The sequence below is a fragment of the Mycobacterium sp. NGS33 genome (assembly GCF_059812885.1).
In genome coordinates this window covers 195,988-214,163 of sequence record NZ_JCALDN010000001.1, presented here as the reverse complement: position 1 = coordinate 214,163, position 18,176 = coordinate 195,988, and the positions used below count along the sequence as shown (strand labels likewise).

The 18,176-nt window shown below is 69.3% G+C and carries 15 protein-coding genes and 1 riboswitch; of the genes, 11 read left to right on the top strand and 4 right to left on the bottom strand.

Annotated elements, in window-relative coordinates:
* Window positions 1-9 precede the first annotated feature (9 nt).
* The 4 genes from AC5Y5B_RS00910 to ileS all read left to right on the top strand — a co-directional run bounded on the left by AC5Y5B_RS00910 (window position 10) and on the right by ileS (window position 6,117).
* Window positions 10-573 carry a carboxymuconolactone decarboxylase family protein gene (locus tag AC5Y5B_RS00910; protein WP_500002755.1) on the top strand — a complete coding sequence of 188 codons (564 nt, stop codon included), beginning with the start codon at window positions 10-12 and terminating at the stop codon, window positions 571-573.
* A 57-nt stretch (window positions 574-630) separates the two neighbouring features.
* Window positions 631-1,755: an NAD(P)H-dependent flavin oxidoreductase gene (locus tag AC5Y5B_RS00905; RefSeq protein ID WP_500002754.1), complete on the top strand. Its 1,125-nt coding sequence runs from the start codon at window positions 631-633 to the stop codon at window positions 1,753-1,755.
* Window positions 1,756-1,893: 138 nt separating this feature from the next.
* Window positions 1,894-2,077: riboswitch (M-box (ykoK) riboswitch) on the top strand.
* Window positions 2,078-2,364: 287 nt separating this feature from the next.
* The gene (locus AC5Y5B_RS00900; RefSeq protein ID WP_112633597.1) at window positions 2,365-2,616 is read left to right on the top strand and encodes an Rv1535 family protein; all 252 of its coding nucleotides are present in this window, start codon (window positions 2,365-2,367) and stop codon (window positions 2,614-2,616) included.
* A 360-nt stretch (window positions 2,617-2,976) separates the two neighbouring features.
* A complete protein-coding gene (gene ileS / locus AC5Y5B_RS00895) occupies window positions 2,977-6,117 on the top strand; it encodes an isoleucine--tRNA ligase (protein WP_500003780.1) in 3,141 nt (1,046 codons plus the stop codon).
* An 11-nt stretch (window positions 6,118-6,128) separates the two neighbouring features.
* Here the strand turns inward: ileS and AC5Y5B_RS00890 are convergent, their stop codons facing one another.
* A complete protein-coding gene (locus AC5Y5B_RS00890; protein ID WP_205869131.1) occupies window positions 6,129-6,626 on the bottom strand; it encodes a hypothetical protein in 498 nt (165 codons plus the stop codon).
* Between the two features lie 33 nt (window positions 6,627-6,659).
* Here AC5Y5B_RS00890 and AC5Y5B_RS00885 point away from each other — a divergent pair, with 33 nt between their 5' ends.
* The gene (locus tag AC5Y5B_RS00885; protein ID WP_500002752.1) at window positions 6,660-8,069 is read left to right on the top strand and encodes a DNA polymerase IV; all 1,410 of its coding nucleotides are present in this window, start codon (window positions 6,660-6,662) and stop codon (window positions 8,067-8,069) included.
* Here AC5Y5B_RS00885 and AC5Y5B_RS00880 read toward each other — a convergent pair.
* Window positions 8,034-8,990: an asparaginase gene (locus AC5Y5B_RS00880; RefSeq protein WP_500002749.1), complete on the bottom strand. Its 957-nt coding sequence runs from the start codon at window positions 8,988-8,990 to the stop codon at window positions 8,034-8,036. The two genes, AC5Y5B_RS00885 and AC5Y5B_RS00880, sit on opposite strands and share 36 nt — an antisense overlap.
* Before the next feature lie 54 nt (window positions 8,991-9,044).
* On the opposite strand from AC5Y5B_RS00880, the gene lspA reads away from it, so the two are divergent.
* Both lspA and AC5Y5B_RS00870 read left to right on the top strand, forming a co-directional pair.
* On the top strand, window positions 9,045-9,695 hold the full coding sequence (lspA, locus tag AC5Y5B_RS00875; protein ID WP_500002745.1) for a signal peptidase II: 651 nt from the start codon (window positions 9,045-9,047) through the stop codon (window positions 9,693-9,695).
* Entirely contained in the window at window positions 9,688-10,614 is a 927-nt protein-coding gene (locus AC5Y5B_RS00870) for an RluA family pseudouridine synthase (RefSeq protein WP_500002743.1), read from the top strand. The genes lspA and AC5Y5B_RS00870 overlap by 8 nt, the downstream gene beginning before the upstream one ends.
* Before the next feature lies 1 nt (window position 10,615).
* Here the strand turns inward: AC5Y5B_RS00870 and AC5Y5B_RS00865 are convergent, their stop codons facing one another.
* The gene (locus AC5Y5B_RS00865) at window positions 10,616-11,374 is read right to left on the bottom strand and encodes a methyltransferase domain-containing protein (protein ID WP_112633396.1); all 759 of its coding nucleotides are present in this window, start codon (window positions 11,372-11,374) and stop codon (window positions 10,616-10,618) included.
* Window positions 11,375-11,432: 58 nt separating this feature from the next.
* Entirely contained in the window at window positions 11,433-11,837 is a 405-nt protein-coding gene (locus AC5Y5B_RS00860) for a group I truncated hemoglobin (protein WP_112633395.1), read from the bottom strand.
* Window positions 11,838-12,121: 284 nt separating this feature from the next.
* Here AC5Y5B_RS00860 and AC5Y5B_RS00855 point away from each other — a divergent pair, with 284 nt between their 5' ends.
* The 4 genes from AC5Y5B_RS00855 (at window position 12,122) to dnaE (ending at window position 18,158) form a co-directional block, all read left to right on the top strand.
* On the top strand, window positions 12,122-13,162 hold the full coding sequence (locus AC5Y5B_RS00855) for an SDR family NAD(P)-dependent oxidoreductase (protein ID WP_500002740.1): 1,041 nt from the start codon (window positions 12,122-12,124) through the stop codon (window positions 13,160-13,162).
* 4 nt (window positions 13,163-13,166) lie between these two features.
* Window positions 13,167-13,970 (top strand): SDR family NAD(P)-dependent oxidoreductase, encoded by an 804-nt coding sequence (locus AC5Y5B_RS00850; protein WP_112633393.1) that lies wholly within the window; start codon window positions 13,167-13,169, stop codon window positions 13,968-13,970.
* Window positions 13,971-14,118: 148 nt separating this feature from the next.
* Complete coding sequence (locus AC5Y5B_RS00845) at window positions 14,119-14,556, top strand: type II toxin-antitoxin system Rv0910 family toxin (RefSeq protein ID WP_500002732.1); 438 nt, start codon at window positions 14,119-14,121, stop codon at window positions 14,554-14,556.
* A 62-nt stretch (window positions 14,557-14,618) separates the two neighbouring features.
* Window positions 14,619-18,158, top strand: coding sequence for a DNA polymerase III subunit alpha (dnaE, locus tag AC5Y5B_RS00840; RefSeq protein ID WP_112633391.1), 3,540 nt, complete (start codon window positions 14,619-14,621; stop codon window positions 18,156-18,158).
* Window positions 18,159-18,176: the final 18 nt, after the last annotated feature.

Genomic DNA, 18,176 nt, shown 5'->3' with positions numbered 1-18,176 from the left:
GCCCATCCGATGACAACAGCGCGCCTGCCCCGATTGCCGCTCGACGAAGCCAAGGCCGCCGCCGACGAGGCGGCCGTCCCCAACTACATGGCCGAGCTCAGCATCTTCCAGGTGCTGCTCAACCACCCGCCGCTGGCGCGCGGCATCAACGACTTGCTCGCCACCATGCTCTGGCACGGCGCCCTCGACTCGCGGCTGCGCGAGCTGGTGATCATGCGGATCGGCTGGCTCACCGGCTGCGATTACGAATGGACCCAGCACTGGCGCGTCGCATCCCGGCTCGGCGTGCCGGCCGAAGACCTGCTCGGCGTGCGGGATTGGCACAACCACGCCGGCTTCGGCGTCACCGAGCGGGCCGTGCTCGCGGCCACCGACGACGTGGTGCGCGACGGCGCGGTGAGCGCCGCGAACTGGGCCGCATGTGAGCGCGAATTCCAGGGTGACACAACGGTTCTCGTCGAGCTTGTCACGGTCATCGGGGCCTGGCGGATGGTGGCCTCGATCCTGCAGAGCCTGGAGGTGCCGCTCGAGGAGGGTGTGGCGAGCTGGCCCCCGGACGGCCGCTCGCCCTGAGTTGCCCACGCCCCGTGGTCGATTGACTTCGGAATCGATAACTTTTAGCGTCGGGCGATGAGAACCAGGGTCGCCGAGATGCTCGGAGTCGAATTCCCGATCTGCGCCTTCAGCCACTGCCGCGACGTGGTGGCCGCGGTGACCAACGCCGGAGGCTTCGGGGTCCTGGGCGCCACCGCGCACAGCCCCGGGCGCCTGCAGAGCGAGCTGGCCTGGATCGAGGAGCAGACCGGCGGCAAGCCGTACGGGGTCGACCTGCTGTTGCCGCCCAAGTACGTCGGTGCCGAACAGGGCGGCATCGACACGAGCCAGGCGCGCACCCTGCTGCCCGACGAGCACCGCGCGTTCGTCGACGACCTGCTGGCCCGCTACGGGGTCACCGCGGCCGCCGCCGAGCCGCGGGGCTCCCTGGGTGGCCTGAACATTTCGCCCAAGACCTACGAGCCGCTGCTCGACGTCGCCTTCTCCCACAACATCCGGCTGATCGCCAGCGCGCTCGGCCCGCCCCCGGCGGATCTCGTCGAGCGCGCGCACGACCGGGACGTGCTGGTGGCGGCGCTGGCCGGGACCACCCGGCACGCGCAACGGCACGCCGCCGCGGGCGTCGACCTGATCGTCGCCCAAGGCACCGAGGCCGGCGGCCACACCGGCGAGGTGGCGACCATGGTCCTGGTCCCCGAGGTCGTCGATGCCGTGGCGCCGGTGCCCGTCCTGGCCGCCGGCGGGATCGCCCGCGGTCGCCAGATCGCGGCGGCGCTGGCCCTGGGCGCCGAGGGCGTGTGGTGCGGCTCGGTGTGGCTGACCACCGAAGAGGCCGAGACCGTGCCCGTGGTCAAGGAGAAGTTCCTGGCCGCCAGCTCCTCGGACACCGTGCGGTCGCGGTCGATGACGGGCAAGCCCGCGCGGATGCTGCGCACCGCATGGACCGACGAGTGGGAGCGGCCGGAAAACCCCGACCCGCTGGGCATGCCGCTGCAGACCGCGCTGATCACCGAGCCGCAAGTGCGCATCAACTCCGCCGCCGCCCACCAGGGCGCCAAGGCACGCGAGCTGGCCACCTACTTCGTCGGGCAGGTGGTGGGCTCGCTCGACCGGGTCCGCCCGACGCGCTCGGTGGTGCTCGACATGGTCGAGGAGTTCATCGACACGATCGGCCGGCTCGAGGGCCTCGTCGAGAAGTGACCCCGGGGGTCGTACGCCCAGGTCAGGGCCCCGAACCTGACCGAATGCTGTACGCCTCCCGCATGAATCCGTAGAGAATCACCGACACGCTATCCGGGGATTTGACCCCGCCATACCCGTCGTGCATTATCGGTCGGGTATGCACCTCGTTAGGTGAGGCGTCTACACGAATACAGGCCACTGACCCCGAACGTCGAAAGACGCCCCGGGTCAGGACAGCTCCTCCCGGCTTAAGGGTTGAGCCCAGGTGGCTTCCGCTCGGATCGGTTTCCGGGCCAGGACACGTCGTGTAGTGCCGAAGCTCTGACGAGAGGGGTGCGGATTTCCGACGGTCGTCGGGTTCTGCTCCTCTGCTGCGCATAGATCGCATGCGACCCGCGCATGCGTCGTGACCGCGAGGAGGTGAGGGGCACATGCGTTCCAGCGATAGTCCGGATCGAAGTCCGAACCGTGTTTCGTCCCCCTCCGGTCTCCGGCGCGACCTTCTCGGCTGAGTCTTCGCAACGCGAAGTGCCTGCCGGCCAAGCGTTCTCGAGATCGGAACCGACACGGGACGGGACACGTCAGTCCAATCAATCCCCGTTTGGATCTCCCCTCTAGGAGGCGATGATGACCGCAGCTTTCTACGACGAAGTGGTAACCGGAGCGCCCGCCCGCACGCTGACCGTGGTGCGCGACACCGACGCGATCCCGGCCCTGCCGCAGGCCCCGGTGGCCAAGGCCCCCCGCCGCACCGACACCCCGCCGTTCGGCGCCGGTGGCGACCCGCTGGTGGACGGCGCCGCCCGCCTGCTGAGCGTGCCGCTGCGCCACGTGTACGCCGCGCTGTGGCGCGCCGGTGTCCTCGAAGTCCGGGCCTGAACGCCGAACTTCGATGGACGTCGAGCAACTCGAGCTCCAAGGGGTCGCTTGGTCGCAGAGGTAGCTCTGCGCCCCGGCGACCCCTTGGAGTGCACCCCGATTTGCGGGTCTTCGTAGAATCGTTGTACTGGCGCCGATCCGGCCATCACCGGGGAGCCTTCGGAAGAACGGCCGTCCTGGCTCAGTAGAACCGAACGGGTAGGCCCGTCACAGCCGTCATCGAGCGGCCACGCGAAAGCGCGGCAAGCGGGGTGGTACCGCGGCGCTCGCGCAGCCAGCGCGTCGTCGTCCCCGGTTTGCACCGTGGCACAGGAGACAACGCGCACCGTGACCGATAACGCTGACCTCGACGCTTCGCAGGTGGACTCCGTCCAGGCCTACCCCAAGCCGGCCGGCGGAGCGCCCGACTTCCCGGCGCTCGAGCTCGAGGTGCTCGACTACTGGGCCCGCGACGACACCTTCCGCGCCAGCATCGCCCGCCGCGACGGCGCACCGGAATACGTGTTCTACGACGGGCCGCCGTTCGCCAACGGGCTGCCGCACTACGGTCACCTGCTCACCGGCTACGTCAAGGACATCGTCCCGCGGTACCGCACCATGCGCGGCTACAAGGTGGAGCGCCGCTTCGGCTGGGACACCCACGGGCTGCCGGCCGAACTCGAGGTGGAGCGCCAGCTCGGCATCACCGACAAGTCGCAGATCGACGACATGGGCATCGCCGCGTTCAACGACGCCTGCCGCGCCTCGGTGCTGCGCTACACCGACGAGTGGCAGGCCTACGTCACCCGCCAGGCGCGCTGGGTCGACTTCGACAACGACTACAAGACGCTGGATCTGCCCTACATGGAGTCGGTCATCTGGGCGTTCAAGCAACTGTGGGACAAGGGCCTGGCCTACGAGGGCTACCGGGTGTTGCCGTACTGCTGGCGTGACGAAACCCCGCTGTCCAACCACGAATTGCGGATGGACGACGACGTGTACCAGAGCCGCCAGGACCCCGCCCTGACGGTGGGATTCAAGGTGGTCGGCGGCCCGCTGGACGGGGCCCACCTGCTGGTCTGGACGACGACACCGTGGACCCTGCCGTCCAACCTCGCCGTCGCCGTCAACCCCGAGGTCACCTACGTCGAAGTCCGTTCCGAGAACGGGCGTTTCGTGCTCGCGCAGCCACGGCTGGCCGCCTATGCGCGCGAGTTGGGCGACGAACCCGAGATCCTGTCCACCCATCGCGGGGCGGACCTGCTCGGCACGAGGTACCTGCCCCCGTTCCCGTACTTCATGGACACTGACAAGGCATTTCAGGTGCTGCCCGGCGAGTTCGTCACCACCGAGGACGGCACCGGCATCGTGCACATGGCACCGGCCTACGGCGAGGACGACATGGCGACCACCGACAAGGTCGGCATCGTCCCGGTCACGCCGGTCGACTCCAAAGGCCGCTTCGACGCCACGGTGCCGGATTATCAGGGACAGCACGTCTTTGACGCCAACCCGCACATCATCCGCGACCTGAAGAACGGCAGCGGACCGGCCGCGGCCAACGGCGCAGTGTTGCTGCGCCACGAAACCTACGAGCACCCCTACCCGCACTGCTGGCGTTGCCGCAATCCGCTGATCTACCGGGCGGTGTCGTCGTGGTTCGTCGCGGTCACCGAATTCCGGGACCGCATGGTCGAACTCAACCAACAGATCACCTGGTATCCCGAGCACGTCAAGGACGGCCAGTTCGGCAAGTGGCTGCAGGGCGCGCGCGACTGGTCGATCTCACGAAACCGCTACTGGGGCACCCCGATTCCGGTGTGGAAGTCCGACGACCCCGCCTACCCGCGCATCGACGTCTACGGCAGCCTCGACGAACTCGAACGCGACTTCGGGGTGCGCCCCACCAACCTGCACCTCCCGTTCATCGACGAGCTGACCCGGCCCAACCCCGACGACCCCACCGGAGCCAGCACGATGCGGCGCATCCCCGACGTGCTCGACGTGTGGTTCGACTCCGGTTCGATGCCCTATGCGCAGGTGCACTTCCCGTTCGAGAACGATGAATGGTTTTTGGGCGGGGCGGCGGGGGATGCCGAAGCCCACTATCCCGGCGACTTCATCGTCGAGTACATCGGGCAGACCCGCGGCTGGTTCTACACCCTGCACGTGCTGGCCACCGCGCTGTTCGACCGGCCGGCCTTCAAAACCTGTGTGGCACATGGCATCGTGCTGGGCTCGGACGGCCAGAAGATGAGCAAGTCGCTGCGCAACTATCCCGACGTGTCCGAGGTGTTCGACCGCGACGGCTCCGACGCCATGCGCTGGTTCCTGATGGCCTCGCCGATCCTGCGCGGCGGCAACCTCATCGTGACCGAGCAGGGCATCCGCGAGGGCGTGCGCCAGGTGCTGCTGCCGTTCTGGAACGCCTACAGCTTCCTGGCCCTCTACGCGCCCAAAGTCGGTACCTGGCGCACCGATTCGACACAGCTGCTGGACCGCTACATCCTGGCCAAGCTCGCCGAGCTGCGCGACGACCTGACCCAGGAGATGGACACCTGCGACATCTCCCGGGCCTGCGAGCAGCTGCGCCAGTTCACCGAGGCGCTGACGAACTGGTATGTGCGGCGGTCGCGTTCGCGGTTCTGGGAGGAGGATGTCGACGCCATCGACACCCTGCACACCGTGCTGGAGGTGACGGCGCGGCTGGCCGCGCCGCTGCTGCCCTCGGTGACCGAGATCGTCTGGCGCGGCCTGACGTCGCAGCGGTCGGTGCATCTGACCGATTGGCCGCAGGCCGGCGACGTGCCCGCCGACCCCGACCTGGTCGCCGCGATGGACCAGGTCCGCGACGTCTGCTCGGCCGCGTCCTCGCTGCGGAAGGCCAAGAAATTGCGGGTGCGGTTGCCGCTGCCGAAACTCACCGTGGCCGTGGAGGATCCGCGACGGCTGGAGCCGTTCGTCGACCTCATCGCCGACGAACTCAACGTCAAGGCCGTCGAGCTGACCGACGCGATCGACACCTACGGCCGCTTCGAGCTCACCGTCAATGCCCGGGTGGCCGGGCCACGGCTGGGCAAGGACGTGCAGGCGGCCATCAAGGCGGTCAAGGTGGGGGAGGGCGTCGTCAATCCCGACGGCACCCTGACCGCCGGTCCCGCGGTGCTGCAACCCGAGGAATACAGCTCACGCCTGGTCGCCGCCGACCCGGAATTCACCGCGGCCCTGCCCGACGGCGCGGGCCTGGTGGTGCTCGACGGCACGGTGACCCCGGAGCTGGAGGCCGAGGGTTGGGCCAAGGACCGGATCCGCGAACTGCAGGAGCTGCGCAAGTCGACGGGTTTGGATGTGTCCGACCGGATTTCGGTGGTGATGGCGGTGCCCGACGAGCGGGCCGACTGGGCACGCACCCACCGCGACCTGATCGCCGGTGAAATCTTGGCCACCCGTTTCGAATTCGGTGATCCGGGCGACGGCGCCGAAATCGGCGACGGCGTGCGGGTGAGCATCGCCAAGGCCTGACCCCGCGGCGGTCAACTTCTCGATCGCAGCGCCCGGTGGGCGTGCGCCCAGAACGGCATGCCGGCCACCACGGTCGCCCCGGTCGCGATGACGCCGACGGCGACGTCCACGCTCTCGCGGCCATCCGATGCCCAGTACACGTCCTTGAGGTCGAGCAGCAGCGCCAGCTCGTCGACGATCATGGCGTTGGCGGCGCCGTACGCCACCGCGGCCGCGGGGTGCCGGCGTTGCTCGTCGCTGCCGCGCAGCCCCACCCCGGCCACCGTCGCCAACAAGCCGATGCCGATGTTGTAGTGATGGAAGTGCTTGCCGCCCAACGACACCCCTCCGCCGGAGGGGCCGTGCCCGGCGCGGATCCAGTGGGTGAGCCCGCGCAGCCCGGCGAAGGTGAGGGTGAACGAGGCCCAGGCCAGCACCGTGGCCTGCTCCCCGGGTCGCAGGCGCTCGTTCCATTGGTGGCGCAGCCGCGTCCATCGCGTCGTCGGTGCGTTGGTGCCGTCAGGCTCCATACCCAACGACGCTAGACCAATAGCATCGATCGGGTGGAGTCTCGGTGGGTGCTGCACCTGGACATGGATGCGTTCTTCGCCTCCGTCGAGCAACTCACCCGCCCGACCCTGCGCGGTCGCCCGGTGCTGGTCGGCGGCGTGGGTGGGCGCGGCGTGGTGGCCGGGGCCAGCTACGAGGCGCGCGTGTTCGGGGCGCGCTCGGCCATGCCCATGCATCAGGCCCGCCGGCTGGTGGGGGTGAGTGCGGTGGTGCTGCCGCCGCGTGGCGTGGTGTACGGACTGGCCAGCCGACGCGTCTTCGACACCATCCGCGCCGTGGTGCCCGTCGTCGAGCAGCTGTCCTTCGACGAGGGCTTCGGCGAACCCGCCCAGCTCGCCGGGGCGTCCGCCGAGGACGTCGAGGCGTTCTGCGAGGACCTGCGCCGACGGGTCCGCGACGACACCGGGCTGATCGCCTCGGTGGGCGCCGGTTCGGGCAAACAGATCGCCAAGATCGCCTCCGGGCTGGCCAAGCCCGACGGGGTCAGGGTGGTGCGCCGCGCCGAGGAACGCGCGCTGCTGGGCGGGCTGCCGGTGCGCCGGCTGTGGGGGATCGGCCCGGTCGCCGAGGAAAGGCTGCATCGCCTCGGCATCGAGACCATCGGGGAGCTGGCCGCGCTGTCCGAGGCCGAGGCGGCGAACATTCTGGGCGCCACGACCGGGCCGGCGCTGCACCGGCTGGCCCGCGGCATCGACGACCGCCCGGTCGCCGAGCGCGCCGAAGCCAAGCAGATCAGCTCCGAATCGACCTTCGCCGCCGACCTGACCAGCCTGGAGCAGCTGCGGGAGGCGATCGAGCCGATCGCCGAGCACGCCCATCAGCGCCTGCTGCGCGACGGGCGCGGCGCGCGCACCGTGACGGTCAAGCTGAAGAAGTCCGACATGAGCACGCTGACCCGGTCGGCGACGCTGCCGTACGCCACCACCGAGGTGGCCGCGCTGCTCGGTCTGGCCCGGCGGTTGCTGCTGGATCCGCGCGAGATCGGGCCGATTCGCCTGCTCGGCGTTGGCTTTTCGGGGCTGAGCGACGTGCGCCAGGAATCGTTGTTTCCCGACCTGGAAGTGCTTGAGCCGCAACATGATTCGGCGTCAGTGGAAACGGCGTCGGACGCCATGTTCGCTCCCGGCCCCGACGACGCCGGGTGGCGGGTCGGCGACGACGTGGCCCACCGCGACCTCGGGCACGGCTGGGTGCAGGGCGCGGGCCACGGCGTGGTCACCGCGCGCTTCGAGACCCGCAGCTCCGGGCCCGGCCCGGCCCGCACGTTTCCCGCCGACGGCGGGGACCTGGTCCGCGCGAACCCGGTCGACTCGCTGGACTGGCCGGATTACGTCGGGGGGCTGCAGGCCTCAGAAGTCCGAGCGGTGTCAGCCCCACCGGGCAACGACGTCGCCGGCGGGTAGCTTCGCGGCCAGCGCGGCGATCAGCAGCACGCGCGCCTGGGGCGGCCGCAGCCGCGGCACCATCACCGCCCCGGCGGCCGCCATGTCGTGCCCGGGGCCGTAGCTGGCGCCGACCCGCCCGCCGGGCACGCGGGTGGAGACCGCGACCACCACCCCGTCGCGGCAGTGCCGGCGCACCGCGTCGACCACCGCCGGCCCGGCGTTGCCGGACCCCAACGCCTCGAGCACCACGGCCCGCGCCCCGGCGGCCACGCACGCGTCGATGGCGACCGCGTCACTGCCCAGGTAGGCCGCGACGATGTCGACGCGCGGCGCGGTCGCGGCCCGCAGCTCGCCGACGTACGGGCGGGTCTTGGGGCCGGCCAGTCTCACGTCGCCGGCCACGGTGCCGAGCAGCGGGCCGGTGAAGCCGCTCAGGTCCTCGGTGGCCACCTTGCTCATCCCCAGCGGTTGCAGCACCCGCCCGGCGAAACACAGCAGCACGCCCAGGCCCCGGGCGGCCGGGCTGGCCGCCACGGCCAGCGCGTCGCGCACGTTGCCGGGGCCGTCCGCGTCCGGCGCGTCGGCGCTGCGCATGGCGCCGGTCAGCACCACCGGGGTCTGGCCCGCATAGGTGAGCTCGAGCCACAGCGCGCTTTCCTCCATGGTGTCGGTGCCATGCAGGACCACCACCCCGTCGGCGCCGCCGTCGACGGCGGCCGTCACCCCGTCGCGGATCCGGTCCCAATCGGCCAGCGTCAGCTCCGAGCTGTCGACCGCCAACAGGTCGACGACCTCGACGTCGTGCTGTTCGCGGAAGGGGGCCGTCAGATCGGCCCCGCTGTACGAGGGCCGGTGCACCCCGTCGTCGCCGGTCCCGGTCGATATCGTGCCCCCGGTGGCGATCACGGTCAGGCGGGCCATGCTGGCATCATTGCGCATCGCCGCCGGGCGAACAGGGTGAGCCCGCGCGGGGCGGTAGGGGATGATGGGGAAGTGCCTGAAGAACCGACGAAATCGACTGAGCCGGTGACCTCAGCCGAACAGGCTGGTGAGGCCGCCCCGATCGAGCGGGACGCGGAGCCCGGCACCGTGGCGCCGCCCGAATCCGCGCCCAGGAGGCTGCGGCTGCTGCTGTCGATCGCGGCCATCGTGCTGGCCCTCGACGTCGTCACCAAGGTCCTCGCCGTCAAACTGCTCCCGCCCGGCCAGCCGGTGCCCATCATCGGTGACACGGTGACCTGGACCCTGGTCCGCAACTCGGGGGCCGCGTTCTCGATGGCGACGGGCTACACCTGGGTGCTGACGCTGATCGCGACCGGGGTGGTGGTCGGCATCTTCTGGATGGGCCGGCGCCTGGTGTCACCCTGGTGGGCGGTGGGCCTGGGCATGATCCTCGGCGGCGCCATGGGCAACCTGGTCGACCGCTTCTTCCGCGCCCCCGGACCGCTGCGCGGCCACGTCGTCGACTTCCTCTCGGTCGGCTGGTGGCCGGTGTTCAACGTCGCGGATCCCTCGGTGGTCGGCGGCGCCATCCTGCTGGTGGTGCTGTCGATCTTCGGCTTCGACTTCGACTCGGTCGGCCGGCGCACCGCCGGCGACCGGCGCAAGGACGAGGACGACGCCGGAGACGGCGCGGGTGAGTGACCGCTCGATGCCCGTCCCGGAGGGACTGGCGGGCATGCGCGTCGACGCCGGCCTGGCGCGGCTGCTGGGGCTCTCGCGCAGCGCGGCGGCCGCGATCGCCGAGGACGGCGGCGTCGAGCTCGACGGCGTGCAGGCCGGCAAGTCCGACCGGCTAACCGGCGGCGCCTGGCTGCAGGTGCGGCTGCCCGACGCGCCACCGCCGCTGCAGAACACGCCGGTGGACATCGAGGGCATGACGATCCTGTACTCCGACGACGACATCGTCGCGGTCGACAAGCCGGCGGCGGTGGCCGCGCACGCGTCGGTGGGCTGGACCGGACCCACCGTCCTCGGGGGTCTGGCCGCCGCCGGGTACGGGATCACCACCTCGGGGGTGCCCGAGCGGCAGGGCATCGTGCACCGCCTGGACGTCGGCACGTCCGGGGTGATGGTGGTGGCGCTGTCCGAGCGCGCCTACACCCTGCTCAAGCGGGCGTTCAAACAGCGCACCGTCGACAAGCGCTATCACGCGCTGGTGCAAGGACATCCGGACCCGTCCAGCGGGACCATCGACGCCCCGATCGGGCGGCACCGCGGCGGCGAATGGAAGTTCGCGGTCACCAAGGACGGCCGGCACAGCCTCACCCACTACGACACCGTGGAGGCGTTCGTCGCCGCCAGCCTGCTCGACGTGCACCTGGAAACCGGCCGCACGCACCAGATCCGGGTGCATTTCTCCGCGCTGCATCACCCCTGCTGCGGCGACCTCGTCTACGGCGCCGACCCCAAGCTCGCGAAAAAGCTTGGCCTGGAACGGCAATGGCTGCACGCCCGCTCGCTGTCGTTCGCCCATCCGGCCGACGGCAGGCGGATGGAGATCGTCAGCCCCTACCCGCCCGACCTGCAGCACGCACTGGACGTGCTGCGCGACGAGGGCTGACTCACGCCGGCTTGCGGGCCTCGACGAGCAGGCGCACGGAGTGGCCGACGAACGGCCCGTCGGATTCGATGCGCTCGTGCAGTTCGGCCAGCCGGTCGCGATACCGCTGCACGGTGAAGTCGGGCACCGTCCAGATCACCTTGCGCAGGAAGTACACGACCGCGCCGATGTCGAAGAACTCGGCCCGCATCCGCTCCATGCGGATGTCGACGATCTGCAGCCCGGCCGCCTCGGCCTGCGCGCGCACGGTGTCCGGGTGAAACTCGGTCCATTTCTCCGGCTGCGGCCCGATGAAGTATTCGACCAACTCGCCCAGGGTGGCGGGGCCGATCTGCTGCGCGAAGTAGGTGCCGCCGGGGCGCAGCACCCGCAGGATCTCCGACCACCAGACGGAGATCGGATGCCGCGTGGTCACCAGGTCGAACGCGTCATCGCCGAACGGCAGCGGCGGTTCGTCGCGGGTCGCGACCACCACCGCGCCGAGCGGATGCAGGCGACGGGTGGCCAGGGCCGCGTTGGGGGGCCACGTCTCGATGGCCGCCATGGTGGGCGGGAACGGTGCCGCGCCGGAGAGCACCTCTCCGCCGCCGGTGTGAATGTCCAGCGCGGCCGACACCGTCGCCAACCTGGCGCGCAGCAGCCGCTGGTAGCCCCACGACGGACGTTCCTCGGTGGCCCGGCCGTCCAACCAGGAAAAATCCCAACCGTCGAGTGGGGCGGCGTCCGCCTCCGCGATCAGGTCGTCAAATGTGCGGGACATGCATAGCATTGTCGCCGCGCGGCGAGCCGGTGTCACCGACGCGAGACCGCCGGCGCGTTCACACCGTGGTGGTTTCGGCCGTGGCGATCTCGGGGGCCAGCGGGGCGATCGCGCCGAGTATCTCGGTCACCGTCTCGGACGGCACCCCGGCGGCGGCCAGCGCGTCGGCCAAATGCCCGGCCACCAAACTGAAGTGGCGCATGGTGATCCCGCGACCCTGGTGCACCTGCTTCATCGGCGCGCCGGTGTAGGGCTCCGGGCCGCCCAGGGCCGCGGCGAAGAACTCCACCTGTTTGCCCTTGAGGCGGCTCATGTTCGTGCCGGTGAAAAAGCCGGACAGCTGCGCGTCGGCAAGCACCCGGACGTAGAAGTCCTCGACCACGACTTCGATCGCCTCGTGCCCACCGATCCGGTCGTAGATGGGTGCCGGTGCGGCCTTGCGGAAGCGCGCCAGAATTTTCATGACCACGATTGGAACATTTCGGCGTTGCCCGTCGGTTTATCCGCGATCACGCCCGGATTGCGTTGTGTAACAGGGTGATTGCCCAAGGCTGACGGGTGTTCTCGGCGACGCGTGAGGGTGGGGGTCGGGATACATGACGGCAATCGGCGGCACGGCGGCGCGATGATGCCCTAGGTTGGCTTAATGATGCACGTCACATCACTCGCCCAGCCCCGTAAGGCGGTCGTGGCCATCGGGCAGGCCAGTTGCGGTCGGGGGGCTCACATCATCAGGAGCGATTGCCGATGAACCTTGGTGACTTAACGAACTTGGTGGAGAACTCGCTCGGGAACCTGGTGGAAAAGCCGCTCGCGGCGGTCTCTCACATCGTCAACACCCCGAACTCGGCGGGACGGTACCGGCCGTTCTACCTGAGGAATCTGCTCGACGCGGTGCGGGGCCGCACGCTCGAGGAGGCCGTCACGGGCAAGACGGTCCTGATCACCGGGGGATCGTCGGGCATCGGTGAGGCCGCGGCGAAGAAGATCGCCGAGGCCGGGGGGATTGTGGCGCTGGTCGCCCGCACCCGGGAGAACCTGGAGAAGGTCGCCGACGAGATCCGCGAGAGCGGTGGGACCGCGCACGTCTACCCGTGCGACCTGTCCGACATGGACGCCATCGCCGCCATGGCCGACCAGGTGCTCAGCGAGCTGGGCGGCGTCGACATCCTGATCAACAACGCCGGGCGGTCGATCCGGCGCTCCCTCGAGCTGTCCTACGACCGGATCCACGACTATCAGCGGACCATGCAGCTGAATTATCTGGGCGCGGTCCAGCTGATCCTCAAGTTCATCCCCGGCATGCGGGAACGCGGCTTCGGCCACATCGTCAACGTCTCCTCGGTGGGCGTGCAGACCCGCGCGCCGCGCTTCGGGGCCTACATCGCCAGCAAGGCAGCGCTGGACAGCCTGTGCGACTCGCTGCAGGCCGAGACGGTGAACGACGGCGTCAAGTTCACCACCGTGCACATGGCGCTGGTGCGCACGCCGATGATCAGCCCCACCACGCTCTACGACAAGTTCCCGGCGCTCACGCCCGAGCAGGCCGCGGGGGTGATCGGCGACGCGATCGTGCACCGGCCCCGCCGCGCCAGCTCACCCTTCGGGCAGTTCGCCGCCGTCGCCGATGCGGTCAATCCGGCGGTGATGGACCGGGTGCGCAACCGCGCGTTCGCCATGTTCAGCGACTCCAGCGCCGCCAAGGGGGATGAATCACCAAACGACACAACGGAATTCGATAAGCGCAGCGAGAACTTCGTGCGGGCCACCCGCGGGATACATTGGTGAGACCATGAGCCTTCCGAAACCTGACCTGCAGACCACCGTTGTCATCACCGGCGCCTCGTCCGGTATCGGCGCCGAACTGGCTCGCGGATTGGCCCGTCGCGGCTTCCCGCTGCTGCTGGTCGCCCGCCGCCGCGAGCGCCTCGACGAACTGGCCAACGAGGTGGGCCAGGAGTATTCGGTCGCCGTCGAGGTGCTGCCGCTGGACCTGGGCGACAGCAAGGCCCGGGCCAAACTGGCGAGCCGGTTGCGCACCGAACCGATCGCCGGCCTGTGTAACAGCGCCGGTTTCGGCACCAGCGGGGTGTTTCACGAACTGCCGCTGGAACGCGAGAGCGAAGAGGTGACCCTCAACGCGCTGGCGTTGATGGAACTCACCCACGCGACGCTGCCGGGCATGGTGTCGCGGGGGGCGGGCGCGGTGATGAACATCGCGTCGATCGCCGGATTTCAGCCGGTTCCCTACATGGCGGTGTACTCGGCCACCAAGGCGTTCGTGCAGACGTTTTCCGAAGCGGTGCACGAGGAGCTGCACGGGACGGGCGTGTCGGTCACCTGCCTGTGCCCGGGGCCGGTGCCGACCGAGTGGGCCGAGATCGCCAACGCCGAACGGTTCAGCATCCCCATCGCGCAGGTCTCGCCGCGCGACGTGGCCGAGGCGGCCATCGGCGGCATGCTGTCCGGCCGTCGCACGGTGGTGCCCGGGGTGGTGCCCAAGGTGGTCAGCACCGGCGGGCGGTTCGCGCCGCGCAGCCTGCTGTTGCCCGGCATCCGGATCGGCAATCGATTCCGCGGCGGCCCCAAGACCTGAGCGATCCGGTCGCGGATCAACGTGAGAGGCCGCGACACTGAACCTACGCACACGACACGCCGGGACGGGTGTGCGTGGATGCAGTCTCGAGGAATGGGGCGGCGCATCGCGCGCAGGTGGCGCACGACGCGGGCGCTAGGCTCGGGCGGTGGCCGCCGTGGATCTGACCGCCGATGTCCCGATGACCCCGCAGGACATGTGGGACCGCGTCTCCGACCTGTCGGACCTGGGCGACTGGCTGACCGTGCACGAGGGATGGCGCAGCGAGCTGCCCGACGACATCGCCGAGGGCACCCAGATCGTCGGCGTGGCGCGGGCCAAGGGCTTCCGCAACCGCGTGACCTGGACCGTGACCACCTGGGACCCGCCGCACGAGGTGGCGATGTCGGGAGCCGGCAAGGGTGGCGCCAAATACACCGTCACGCTCACCGTGCAACCCACCGCCGAGGGCTCGACGCTGGGTCTGCGCCTGGAACTGGGAGGACGGGCGCTGTTCGGTCCGGTGGGCTCCGCGGCGGCCCGCGCGGTCAAGGGCGACGTCCAGAAGTCGCTGAAGAACTTCGTCGAGTTGTACGCCGGCGACTGATCGCAACACACGCGGCGACACGCCCAACTAGTGTCGGTCCGCGGTCATAGACTGGCGTCCCTATGAACCACTCGTCCTTCGTGCACCTGCATAACCACACCGAGTATTCGATGTTGGACGGTGCCGCGAAGATCGGGCCGATGCTGGCCGAGGTGGACCGGCTGGGAATGCCCGCGGTCGGGATGACCGATCACGGAAACATGTTCGGCGCCAGCGAGTTCTACAACGCGGCGACCAAGGCCGGGATCAAGCCCATCATCGGCGTCGAGGCGTACATCGCGCCGGCCTCGCGCTTCGACACCCGGCGGATCCTGTGGGGTGACCCCGGCCAGAAGTCCGACGACGTGTCGGGCAGCGGCTCCTACACGCACATGACGATGATGGCCGAGAACGCCACCGGCCTGCGCAACCTGTTCAAGCTGTCCTCGCTGGCCTCGTTCGAGGGCCAGCTGGGCAAGTGGTCGCGGATGGACGCCGAGATCATCGCCGAACACGCCGAGGGCATCATCGCCACCACCGGCTGCCCCTCGGGCGAGGTGCAGACCCGGCTACGGCTGGGGCACGAGCGCGAGGCGCTGGAATCGGCCGCCAAGTGGCGCGAGATCTTCGGCGCCGACAACTACTTCCTGGAGCTGATGGACCACGGGCTGTCCATCGAGCAACGGGTCCGCGAAGGGCTGCTCGAGATCGGCCGCAAGCTGGGCATCCCGCCGCTGGCCACCAACGACTGCCACTACGTCACCCGCGACGCCGCCCACAACCACGAGGCGCTGCTGTGCGTGCAGACCGGCAAGACGCTGTCGGACCCCAACCGGTTCAAGTTCGACGGCGACGGCTACTACCTGAAGTCGGCCGCCGACATGCGCGAGATCTGGGACGACGAGGTTCCCGGCGCGTGTGACTCCACCCTGCTGATCGCCGAGCGGGTGCAGTCCTACGACGAGGTGTGGGCGCCGCGCGACCGGATGCCGATCTTCCCGGTCCCCGAGGGGCACGACCAGGCCAGCTGGCTGCACCACGAGGTGCTCGCCGGGCTGCAGCGCCGGTTCCCCTCCGGGGTGGGCCAGGACTACATCGACCGGGCCGAGTACGAGATCAAGGTCATCTGCGACAAGGGTTTCCCGTCCTACTTCCTGATCGTCGCCGACCTGATCAACTACGCGCGCTCGGTCGACATCCGGGTGGGTCCGGGCCGTGGCTCGGCGGCGGGCTCGTTGGTGGCCTACGCGCTGGGCATCACCAACATCGACCCGATTCCGCACGGTCTGCTGTTCGAGCGGTTCCTCAACCCCGAACGCCCGTCGGCGCCCGACATCGACATCGACTTCGACGACCGTCGTCGCGGCGAGATGGTGCGCTACGCGGCCGAGAAGTGGGGTTCGGACCGCGTCGCGCAGGTGATCACCTTCGGCACCATCAAAACCAAAGCCGCGCTGAAGGATTCGGCGCGCATCCACTACGGCCAGCCCGGATTCGCGATCGCCGACCGGATCACCAAGGCGCTGCCGCCGCCGATCATGGCGAAAGACATTCCGCTGTCGGGCATCACCGACCCGGCCCATGAGCGGTTCAAGGAGGCCGCCGAGGTCCGCGGCCTGATCGAAACCGATCCGGACGTGCGCACCATCTATCAGACCGCGCGGGGCCTGGAGGGCCTGATCCGCAACGCCGGCGTGCACGCGTGCGCGGTGATCATGAGCAGCGAGCCGCTGACCGAGGCCATCCCGCTGTGGAAGCGGCCCCAGGACGGGGCGATCATCACCGGCTGGGACTACCCGTCCTGCGAGGCCATCGGCCTGCTGAAGATGGACTTCCTGGGCCTGCGCAACCTGACGATCATCGGCGACGCGCTGGAAAACATCAAGTCCAACAGGGGAATTGACCTCGACCTGGAGTCGGTGCCGCTGGACGACAAGCCCACCTACGAGCTACTCGGCCGCGGCGACACCCTGGGCGTGTTCCAGCTCGACGGCGGGCCGATGCGAGATCTGTTGCGCCGCATGCAGCCCACCGAATTCAACGACATCGTCGCGGTGCTGGCGCTGTACCGTCCGGGCCCGATGGGCATGAACGCCCACAACGATTACGCCGACCGCAAGAACGGTCGCCAGGCGGTCAAGCCGATCCATCCGGAGCTGGAAGAGCCGCTGCGCGAGATCCTGGCCGAGACCTACGGCCTGATCGTCTACCAAGAGCAGATCATGTTCATCGCCCAGAAGGTCGCCTCCTACACGATGGGCAAGGCCGACGCGCTGCGCAAGGCGATGGGTAAGAAGAAACTCGAGGTCCTCGAGGCCGAGTACAAGGGCTTCTACGACGGCATGACCGCCAACGGCTTCTCCGAAAAAGCGGTGAAAGCCCTGTGGGACACCATCCTTCCGTTCGCCGGGTACGCGTTCAACAAGTCGCACGCGGCCGGCTACGGCCTGGTCTCCTATTGGACGGCCTACCTGAAGGCCAACTATCCGGCCGAGTACATGGCCGGCCTGCTGACGTCGGTGGGTGACGACAAGGACAAGGCCGCGGTCTACCTGGCCGACTGCCGCAAGCTCGGCATCACGGTGCTGCCGCCCGACGTCAACGAGTCCCTGGTGAACTTCGCCTCGGTGGGCCAGGACATCCGCTTCGGGCTGGGCGCGGTGCGCAACGTCGGCGCCAACGTGGTCGGCTCGCTGATCGGCACCCGCAACGGCAAGGGCAAGTTCACCGACTTCTCGGACTACCTGAACAAGATCGACGTGGCGGCCTGCAACAAGAAGGTCACCGAGTCGTTGATCAAGGCCGGCGCCTTCGACTCGCTGGGGCACGCCCGCAAGGGCCTGTTCCTGGTGCACACCGACGCGGTCGACTCGGTGCTGGGCACCAAGAAGGCCGAGGCCATGGGCCAGTTCGACCTGTTCGGCGGCGACGGCGATGGTGGCGGCATCGACTCCGTGTTCAACATCAAGGTGCCCGACGACGAGTGGGAGGACAAGCACAAGCTGGCCCTGGAGCGAGAAATGCTGGGGCTCTACGTGTCCGGGCACCCGCTCAACCAGGTGGCGCATCTGCTGACCGCCCAGGTCGACACCCAGATCCCGGCCATCCTCGACGGCGATGTCCCCAACGACACGCAGGTGCGGGTGGGCGGCATCCTCGCGTCGGTCAACCGGCGGGTCAACAAGAATGGGATGCCCTGGGCGTCGGCCCAATTGGAGGACCTCACCGGTGGCATCGAGGTGATGTTCTTCCCGCAGGCCTACTCCGTCTACGGGGCCGACATCGCCGACGACGTCGTGGTGCTGATCAAGGCGAAGGTGTCGCTGCGCGACGACCGCGTCGCGCTGATCGCCAACGAGCTTGTGGTGCCTGACTTTTCCAACGCCCAGCCGAACCGGCCGCTGGCGGTCAGCCTGCCGACGCGGCAGTGCACCATCGACAAGGTCACCGCGCTCAAGCAGGTGCTGGCCCGTCACCCCGGCACGGCGCAGGTGCACCTGCGGCTGATCAGCGGTGACCGGATCACGACGCTGGAACTGGATGCCTCCCTTCGGGTTACGCCGTCCCCGGCGCTGATGGGGGACCTCAAGGCGCTGCTCGGCCCCGGCTGCCTGGGCGGCTAGGCGGAGCGCCGGAGTGCC

Coding starts and splice junctions, on each gene's coding strand:
- AC5Y5B_RS00890 (WP_205869131.1), bottom strand. CDS start 6,626: ATGGAGCCTGACGGCACCAACGCACCGACGACGCGATGGACGCGGCTG.
- AC5Y5B_RS00850 (WP_112633393.1), top strand. CDS start 13,167: ATGAGCCTTCCGAAACCTGACCTGCAGACCACCGTTGTCATCACCGGC.
- AC5Y5B_RS00880 (WP_500002749.1), bottom strand. CDS start 8,990: ATGCGCAATGATGCCAGCATGGCCCGCCTGACCGTGATCGCCACCGGG.
- AC5Y5B_RS00900 (WP_112633597.1), top strand. CDS start 2,365: ATGACCGCAGCTTTCTACGACGAAGTGGTAACCGGAGCGCCCGCCCGC.
- AC5Y5B_RS00905 (WP_500002754.1), top strand. CDS start 631: ATGAGAACCAGGGTCGCCGAGATGCTCGGAGTCGAATTCCCGATCTGC.
- AC5Y5B_RS00860 (WP_112633395.1), bottom strand. CDS start 11,837: ATGAAAATTCTGGCGCGCTTCCGCAAGGCCGCACCGGCACCCATCTAC.
- AC5Y5B_RS00865 (WP_112633396.1), bottom strand. CDS start 11,374: ATGTCCCGCACATTTGACGACCTGATCGCGGAGGCGGACGCCGCCCCA.
- dnaE (WP_112633391.1), top strand. CDS start 14,619: ATGAACCACTCGTCCTTCGTGCACCTGCATAACCACACCGAGTATTCG.
- AC5Y5B_RS00910 (WP_500002755.1), top strand. CDS start 10: ATGACAACAGCGCGCCTGCCCCGATTGCCGCTCGACGAAGCCAAGGCC.
- AC5Y5B_RS00855 (WP_500002740.1), top strand. CDS start 12,122: ATGAACCTTGGTGACTTAACGAACTTGGTGGAGAACTCGCTCGGGAAC.